This is a genomic window from Brevibacterium sp. 239c, assembly GCF_900169365.1.
Classification (GTDB): domain Bacteria; phylum Actinomycetota; class Actinomycetes; order Actinomycetales; family Brevibacteriaceae; genus Brevibacterium.
This window is the reverse complement of sequence record NZ_FXZH01000003.1, coordinates 294,157-301,647: the sequence shown is the minus strand read 5'-3', so window position 1 is coordinate 301,647 and position 7,491 is coordinate 294,157. Positions and strand designations below refer to the sequence as shown.

Genomic DNA, 7,491 nt, shown 5'->3' with positions numbered 1-7,491 from the left:
CCCAAACAGCCCAATGGGTTCGAACAACTCCTGTCCGATATGGGCATCGTGCAGAAGAACGGGGCAGCTCATCACCCCACGACCCAGGGCAAGGTCGAGCGCTACCACCAGACACTCAAACGCTGGCTGATCGCAGACGGGCTTGTCGACACCGTTGAGGCGCTCAATACCCAGCTGGTCCGATTCGCCCACATCTACAACACACAACGGCCCCACAGAGCCATTGGCAGACGCACCCCCGAGACCGCCTACACGGCCATCACCAAAGCCCTACCGGTCATCGCTATGGCTGACACGATTTGGAGAGCCAGATACGACCAAGTCGATGCCACGGGCACGATCAGCATCCGCTATGCGGGGAAACTGCGACATCTGGGCATCGGGAGAGCCTGGGCAAGGAAACGAGTACTACTGCTCATGCAGGGGCTTGAGACGATGGTCATCGACCGGGTTGCAGGCGAAATCATCGCTGAACACACACTCGATGCGAGCAAGGACTATCAGAAGAAGAGATGAACGATGACGTGAGACATGATGTGAACGATGTCGTGAGACATACCCCTGAAAGTGCGCACGATGACGTGAGACAGGACCGGGTCAGAAATGAGAAATGTGCCGCGACATCGAGTGAACGATGTCGCGACACATCACAATGGTCGGGCTAGCGGGATTTGAACCCACGACCTCTTCACCCCCAGTGAAGCGCGCTACCAAGCTGCGCTATAGCCCGTTTCCGTGCTGCTTCGGAAAGCAACGAGACCCAGCCTATAACGATCATCGGCGAAGTGCCAAAATTGCGTTTCGTGACCTTGAAAAAACGGGTATCATCCCAGGTAGTCACGTGAGAGACAGGCGCGAGCCTGTGCTGGTCCCGAGGATCGGTAACATTTCTGTTTCGTGATTGTTATGAAACCACCTCAGGCGGCTATGCTTGGAGGACCAACAAGCTAAGAGGAGTCGACATGGCAAACCTGGATTATCCAGTGTCCTTGCGATACTCGCGCGACCACGAATGGGTCGAGACCACGGAAAACAGTGCAGTTGTCCGTGTGGGTATCACCGATTTTGCCCAGGAACAGCTGGGTGACGTCGTGTATGTCGATCTTCCTGAAGTCGGAGATAAGACCACTGCTGGAGAGTCCTGCGGCGAGGTCGAGAGCACGAAGAGTGTGTCCGATCTCATCGCGCCCGTGTCCGGTTCGATCACGGAAGTCAACGAAGGACTCGATGACGCTCCTGAGACCGTGAATACCTCGCCGTTCCAAGACGGATGGATGTATCTCGTCGAACTCAGTGATCCGGAGCAGGTCGAGGCCCTGCTGGACAGCGAGCAGTACCAAGAGCTCATTCAGAGCGAGGAGGCGTAATGTCGCAAAATAACGATCAAGGTCGTCCCAACCCCTCGCAGTCCTGGTATGACAACGGTCAGGTGCCGCAGTCGAAGAAGTTTCCCTTCGGTGCCGGCAACGGTGACGAAGGCACAGGGCCCGAGACACGCCATAACCAGCAGGTTGACCCCAACGGTCAGACCGGTGGCGGCAGTCAGGGTAACGGTCAGCAGTACTATGCGCCGCCGCAGTCACAGGGCGGTCCAGTTCCGCAGGAGACTCCGCCCTACGGTCAGCAGCCCGTGAACAACGGCCCCCAGGCACCCCAGTACGGCAATGCCCCGCAGCAGAACAGCGGTCAGCAGGGTCAGTATCCTCCGCAGGGCAATCAACCCCAGGGTGGCGGATATGCGCCGCAGGATCCCTACGGTGCGAACAATCAGCCGCAGTACGGCAGCCAGGGTCAGAACCCGTACAACGGGAATGGTCAGGGACAGCAGTACCGCAATGAAGAGCCAGCCTCCGGTGATTCCGGCAGCCAGCAGTTCCAAGGAATTCTGGATCCGCATACCGGAGAGATCCATCCCGTACCCGATCTTGAAGGTCTCCAGGACACGGATGCACTGCTCGTCGTCGTCTCGGGCCCAGACTCGGGTTCGCAGATTCTGCTCGACACCGATGTGGTGACCGTGGGTCGCAGCCCGAACGCTGACATCTTCCTTGACGATGTCACAGTGTCGCGCAAGCACGCTGAATTCATCCGGACTCCGAGTGGTTTCACGCTTCGTGACACGGGTTCGCTCAATGGGACCTATGTGGGCCGTCAGCTGATCGATTCCATTGAACTGCAGAACGGAGCCGATGTGCAGATCGGCAAGTTCCGGATGATTTTCCAGCAGCGTCCGCGCTCCTGACCGGGGGATAATGTCAAATATCGAAGTTGAGGTTGTTGGTGTTCGCATCGAGATGCCAGCCAACCAACCGATCCTTTTGCTCAAGGCAACCGAGCCAGCCCGTTATCTGCCCATCTGGGTGGGGGCGATCGAAGCGAATGCACTCTCGATTGCGCAACGGGGCCTGACCCCGCCGCGACCGATGGCACACGCGCTTCTGCTCGACACCCTCGAAGCATATGAAGCGTCATTGGCCGATGTCACGATCACCGGCCGTGACGGTCAGATCTTTCTGGCTGAACTTCATACGAACGACGGAAAGTCGATCTCGGCGCGACCCTCCGACGCGGTGACCCTGGCCCTCACGGCCCAGTGTCCCGTCTACGTCGACTCTGAACTTCTCGAAGAGTCCGGAATCGAAGCTCCCGAGGCAGACGAAGAGGAAGTGGCCCAGTTCCGGGACTTCCTCGACAACGTCTCGGCCGAGGACTTCGAAACCGGTACCGAAACATCATGAAAGAACGATTGTGAGCTTCCATATCGATCCGGTATTCGCCAACAGGAACAGCGCCCCAGCGGGCACAAACGATCTCAGCGGTCTTGACGACTGGCGTGAGATGGATCCGCAGCAGCAGCCGACCTATCTCGATGGACAGGCGCTCGGCGATGCACTGACCAATCTGAGCAACTCTCCGCCACTGATCTTCGCGGGTGAGGCAGACGTGCTCAAGCAGCGTATTGCGGCGGCTTCCCGTGGTGAGGCCTTCGTCCTCGCAGGGGGCGACTGCGCCGAGTCATTTGCCGGCGCTCAAGCCGACAAGATCCGAGCCAGAGTTCAGACCGTGCTGCAGATGGCAGCCGTGCTCACCTACGGCGGTTCGATGCCGGTCGTCAAGATCGGTCGCATGGCAGGCCAGTTCGCCAAGCCCCGTTCCGCTGACATGGAGACGCGGGATGGTGTCACACTGCCTTCGTACCGAGGCGATATCGTCAACGGCTATGAATTCACCGAAGAGTCACGCCGTCACGATCCTGCACGACTTCTGCAGGGTTACCACGTCTCAGCTTCCACGCTCAATCTCATCCGTGCCTTCACCCAGGGTGGTTTCGCGGACCTGCGCCTCGTCCATGAGTGGAATCGCGGGTTCCTGACGTCCAACCCCGGTTACCAGCGCTACGAGCAGACTGCGCGCGAGATTGATCGTGCCATCCGCTTCATGGACGCTTGTGGAGCTGACTTCGATGGATTGAAGACCACAGAGTTCTATGCCGCTCACGAGGCTCTTCTGCTCGAATACGAACGTGCACTGACCCGGATCGACTCCCGCACCGGCCAAGCCTACGATGTGTCCGGACACTTCCTATGGATCGGCGAACGTACCCGCGACATCGACGGAGCCCACGTGGACTTCTTGTCGAAGGTGCGTAACCCGATCGGCGTCAAGCTCGGTCCGACAGCCACTGCCGATGAGGCTCTGGCGCTGGCAGAGAAGCTCGACCCGGATGCTGAGCCTGGTCGTCTGACCTTCGTAACTCGCATGGGAGCAGGCAAGATCACCGAGGCGCTGCCGAAGCTGCTCGCAGGAGTCGGCGACCGTCTGCCGCACGTGACCTGGGTCTGCGATCCGATGCACGGCAACACCATTACCTCGAACACCGGATACAAGACCCGCCGGTTCGAAGATGTCATGGCCGAGGTGGAGGGCTTCTTCACCGCGCATCAGAACGCCGGAACTATTCCTGGCGGACTGCACATCGAGCTCACTGGTGACGACGTCACCGAGATCATGGGCGGAGCGACCGAGATCGACGATGAGGGTCTGCGCCGTCGCTACGAGACGCTCGTCGATCCTCGACTCAACCACGACCAGTCGCTGGAGATGGCCTTCCAGGTCGCGGAGTACCTCACCCGTCGCAACTGACGGGACAGCGAGTTCGCGACAGAGTGGGTCGGTGACAGCGAGTCGGCAGACGTCGACCCATCTGCGCAGACAGCAACGAAATCGGTGGCCGTGCGATCACATCGCATGGCCACCGATTTCATTCACTCGCACGAAGAACCCCGCACCAAGTCAGTCAGCTGAGTGACCGGGTCACTTGTCCTGCTTCTTGTCCGTGTCCTTCTTGCTGTCTTTTTTGCTGTCCTTGCCGTCGTCCTTCTTCTTCTCATCCTTCTTGTCGTCCTTGGACTCTTCCTTCTTCTCTTTGCCCTTTGAGACACGGACGATGATGAGGGAGTCAACGGGCTTCGCCTCGGAGCTCTTGGGCCACTGTGAGACGATCTTGCCCTTGGGCACGTCGTCGGAGAAGACTTCGTCCTTGCCGACACGGAATCCGCGTTTGGCCAGAGTGGCATAGGCGGCGTCGAAGGTCAGGCCCTCGACATTGGGCACGGGGGTCGGCTTGACGCCCTTGGACACGACCAGATCAACTTTGGTGCCCTTGGACAGGTCCTCGCCGGATTTCTTCGAGGCGGAGATGACGTCGTCTTTGTCGACCGAGTCGCTGTACTTCTCATCGACCTTGCCCACCTCGAGGTCTGCCTTCTTCAGCGCGGCCTTCGCGTCGTCGGTACTGAGGCCCTTGAGTTTGGGAACCGCGAACATCTCTTCGCCCTTGGACACTACGACCGTGACGGTTGATTCCGGTGGAAGTTCAGATCCGCCGACTGGGTCGGTGCCTATGACGACTCCGGCCGGGACGCTGTCGTCGAAGACTTCCTTCGGCTGCGCATCGAGACCGGTGTCCTCAATCTGCGAGGTCACCTTGTCCAGGTCTTTGCCCGCTAACTGAGCAGGGACGATCGAGGTGGGCGCGGGCATGTTCGCAATGACCAGCCAGGCCACAAGAGCAAGGACGAGTACCGCGGCACCGATGGTCGTCGCCAACCGTCTTCTGCGCCGACGGGTCACCGCTGCACTCGCCGAGGTTGTTCCTGCAGCGGCCGCGATCGCGTGCTCCTCGTCGGAGTCGTCTTCACCGTGTTCGGGTTCGTCGTCAGCAGCGTCAGCCTTAGCCGCGGCAGCCGCACCAGCCGCACCAGCCGCACCAGCCGCACCAGCTGCACCAGCTGCACCGACGGCAGCCGCACCAGTTGCACCGACGCCTGCCGCACCAGCAGCTGCGACAGCGGCAGCTGAGTCAGAGTCCTGGTCGCCGTCAGAGCCGTCCGCTTCGGCGCCCTGGCTTGCTCCGTCCTCGTCGGTCTCGAGATAGGGGATCTCGTCTGTGCGTGATCGTTTCTCCTTCGGAGCTTCAGCTCCGAGATCGATGCTTGCCGTCAGTGCGGGGGAGTGCTCACCCGGTACGACATTGGGATCGCCGAGGTCGAGTTCGCTTTCGCTCATCTCGGATCGCGCCTCAGCGAGGGCAAGGCGGAATTCTGCGGCATCGTCGGGACGGTCATTAGGGTCCTTGGACGTTGCCCACAGCACCAGCGCATCGAGGCGCGGACTCAGGCCCTCGACCTGGTCCGATGGGGGTGGCACTGAATCGTGGACGTGGCGGTAGGCCACCTGGATGGGGACCTCATCCGTATAGGGCTGCATCCCGGTGAGCATCTCGTAGAACATGATGCCGACCGTGTAGAGGTCGGTGCGGATATCCGCACCTGCCCGTGTGACGAGTTCGGGCGCCACATACCCGACGGTGCCGATCAGAGTCTTGGTCGTGGTCGCGGTGGTGACAGCGCGTGCCAACCCGAAGTCGGCGAGTTTGACCTGACCGTCGGTGCCGAGGAGGACATTGTCGGGTTTGAGGTCTCGATGGATGATTCCGGTGGAATGGACCGCCTCGAGTGCTGCGAGGATCGCGTCGAGGACGACTATCGCCTGCCGGGGAGTGAAGGTGCCTCGGTGTTTGAGTTCGCGGCGCAGGGTCACAGATGGCAGGTACTCCATCACGAGATAGACTGTGTCGCCGTCGCGAGCCTGATCATGGATGGCGACGAGGTTCGGGTGGGTCAGTCGCCCGGCATTGATGGCCTCGCGTCGGAACCGCTCGACGAAGGTCTCGTCGCTGATGAGGTGGTCATGCATGACTTTGATCGCGATCTCACGGTCCAGACGCAGATCTGTGCCGCGGTAGACCATGGCCATTCCACCGCGCGCGATCTTCGCATCGATACGATAGCGGTCGTTGAGAACGGTGCCGATGAGTGGATCCGGGCGGGAACTCATAGCGCCTCCTGCATTCGCTGTCGCTGCATTTGAACGGCGCGGACGAAGGCCTTCGTCTCGGGCAGCAATCCATCGGATCTCACGGAACGCAAGTCCTGGTAGTAGCCGGCAAGTGCCTCGTTCTCCGATTCGGCGGTTTCGACCAGCCATCCCAGTATGACGGTTCCCGCCACGATGTTGTCGGCGAGGTCTAGGAGGTCGAGGCTGCGGCCGACGATGTCGCTCGCCCACCTGCCCGAGCGAGGGGTGACCTGCATGATGCCGATGGCGTTTCCGGCCGAGACCGTGGTGTGCTGAAAACCTGATTCCTGTGCGGCGACTGCCTGCATGAGTGCCGGATCGGCGCCGAGCTCTTCTGCGATCGAGGCAACGATGAGCCGTGCCTGTGCCGGTGCCGGGTGAGTTCTCTGGAGCAGAGTGAACTTATTGAGGCGGGCGGCGGCAAGCACATTGGGGCGGATGCCCTCGACCTGTGCGCTCGTGGCGACGCGTGGAATGTCGGTCGGAGGTTTGGGAGGCGTGCGATGCCGTCGAGCCGTAGAGTCCCGGAGCAGCAGCAGTTCACCGACCTTGAGGAACGAGTCGTCGTCCATCGAGTTTGCACGACGCAGCGTTCCCGGCGAGATCTGATGTCTGGCTGCGATTCCGGGCAGTGTTTCGCCGGGCGCAACGACATGTGAAGGGTCTGTATCGGGCAGGTCGTTCTTCTCCGGCAGGGACAGCACCTGTCCCTGATGGAGGTTCTGACGCGGCGAAATACGATTGAGCTCAGCCAAAGCAGGCACGGAGACGCCGTGTTTGCTGGCAACACCGTAGAGAGTGTCGCCTTCCCTGGTTTTATAGGTGCGACCGCCGTGCGTGACCGGAACGGTCTCGCCGTTGGTTCCAGACGTCCATTGCGGCCCCGGCGCAGTCGTCGAAGACGAAGTGGGGGAGGGGGCCGCCTCGGCGGGGGTATCGTCGGTGTCGTCATGATCCGTGGGGATGGGGTCGGTGAAACCGGGAATGGGTCCAGTGGAATTCACCTTTGAAGCAGCACGGATGTCAGGAGCGGCGGTAACGGGCACCTGGGGATTCCGTCGCATTCGTGTC

Annotated in this window: 7 protein-coding genes and 1 tRNA gene; 5 read left to right on the top strand and 3 right to left on the bottom strand. The window is 60.7% G+C overall.

Going from position 1 to position 7,491, the window contains the following annotated elements; all coding sequences use genetic code 11:
• Positions 1–516, top strand: a 516-nt coding sequence (locus BSP239C_RS04750) for an integrase core domain-containing protein (protein WP_145997406.1), incomplete at its 5' end; no start/stop codon positions are given.
• 137 nt (positions 517–653) lie between these two features.
• Here BSP239C_RS04750 and BSP239C_RS04745 read toward each other — a convergent pair.
• Positions 654–730: transfer RNA gene (locus tag BSP239C_RS04745), tRNA-Pro, on the bottom strand.
• 232 nt (positions 731–962) lie between these two features.
• Between BSP239C_RS04745 and gcvH the strand changes: the two genes are divergently transcribed.
• Genes gcvH through BSP239C_RS04725 form a run of 4 tightly spaced genes read left to right on the top strand, consistent with a single transcriptional unit; the run spans position 963 to position 4,143 of the window.
• Positions 963–1,367, top strand: coding sequence for a glycine cleavage system protein GcvH (gene gcvH, locus BSP239C_RS04740; RefSeq protein ID WP_101570465.1), 405 nt, complete (start codon positions 963–965; stop codon positions 1,365–1,367).
• The gene (locus tag BSP239C_RS21330) at positions 1,367–2,242 is read left to right on the top strand and encodes an FHA domain-containing protein (RefSeq protein ID WP_180958922.1); all 876 of its coding nucleotides are present in this window, start codon (positions 1,367–1,369) and stop codon (positions 2,240–2,242) included. The genes gcvH and BSP239C_RS21330 overlap by 1 nt, the downstream gene beginning before the upstream one ends.
• Positions 2,243–2,252: 10 nt before the next feature.
• Positions 2,253–2,738 carry a bifunctional nuclease family protein gene (locus BSP239C_RS04730; RefSeq protein WP_101570464.1) on the top strand — a complete coding sequence of 162 codons (486 nt, stop codon included), beginning with the start codon at positions 2,253–2,255 and terminating at the stop codon, positions 2,736–2,738.
• Between the two features lie 10 nt (positions 2,739–2,748).
• On the top strand, positions 2,749–4,143 hold the full coding sequence (locus tag BSP239C_RS04725; RefSeq protein ID WP_101570463.1) for a class II 3-deoxy-7-phosphoheptulonate synthase: 1,395 nt from the start codon (positions 2,749–2,751) through the stop codon (positions 4,141–4,143).
• A gap of 171 nt (positions 4,144–4,314) precedes the next feature.
• Here the strand turns inward: BSP239C_RS04725 and BSP239C_RS04720 are convergent, their stop codons facing one another.
• Positions 4,315–6,399, bottom strand: coding sequence for a protein kinase domain-containing protein (locus BSP239C_RS04720; RefSeq protein WP_101570462.1), 2,085 nt, complete (start codon positions 6,397–6,399; stop codon positions 4,315–4,317).
• Positions 6,396–7,484, bottom strand: coding sequence for a LysM peptidoglycan-binding domain-containing protein (locus BSP239C_RS04715; protein WP_101570461.1), 1,089 nt, complete (start codon positions 7,482–7,484; stop codon positions 6,396–6,398). The genes BSP239C_RS04720 and BSP239C_RS04715 overlap by 4 nt, the downstream gene beginning before the upstream one ends.
• Between the last annotated feature and the right edge of the window lie 7 nt (positions 7,485–7,491).